Here is a 451-nt window from a genome sequence, read left to right as displayed (position 1 = left end):
CCCGGGCAGGCCCGGGCACCCCGGAGAGGCCCAGGCGACGTCCAGGCGCGGCGCCCGGAGCTCGAGCAGCTCGCCGGCGACGTCCAGGCCCCCTCTCGGCCCGGGCAGGCCCGGGCACCCCGGAGGGAGCCGGCGCCGTCCAGGCGGCTGTCGAGGGTGTGAGGATGAAGCCGGCGGGCGACGTCCACGGCCCCGCTCGACCCGCGCCAGGCGCGGGTGCCCGGCGGGCCCGGGCGTCGTCCACGCCGGGAAGGCGTCGGGGGCAGGGAAGCCCCCTGTCGCGTCCCCCGAGCCGCGCCAGGCGTCGTCCAGGGCCTCTCTCGGCCCGGGCAGGCCCGGGCACCCCGGAGAGGCCCAGGCGACGTCCAGGCGCGGCGCCCGGAGCTCGAGCAGCTCGCCGGCGACGTCCAGGCCCCCTCTCGGCCCGGGCAGGCCCGGGCACCCCGGAGGG

Annotated in this window: 1 pseudogene; it reads right to left on the bottom strand. The window is 81.8% G+C overall.

The annotated features are described in order from the left end of the window. Positions 1–451: pseudogene (locus FJV41_RS53320) on the bottom strand (hypothetical protein); the annotation flags it as partial.

The sequence above is a fragment of the Myxococcus llanfairpwllgwyngyllgogerychwyrndrobwllllantysiliogogogochensis genome (assembly GCF_006636215.1).
GTDB classification, from domain to species: Bacteria; Myxococcota; Myxococcia; order Myxococcales; family Myxococcaceae; genus Myxococcus; species Myxococcus llanfairpwllgwyngyllgogerychwyrndrobwllllantysiliogogogochensis.
This window is presented reverse-complemented; position numbering and strand designations above follow the sequence as displayed.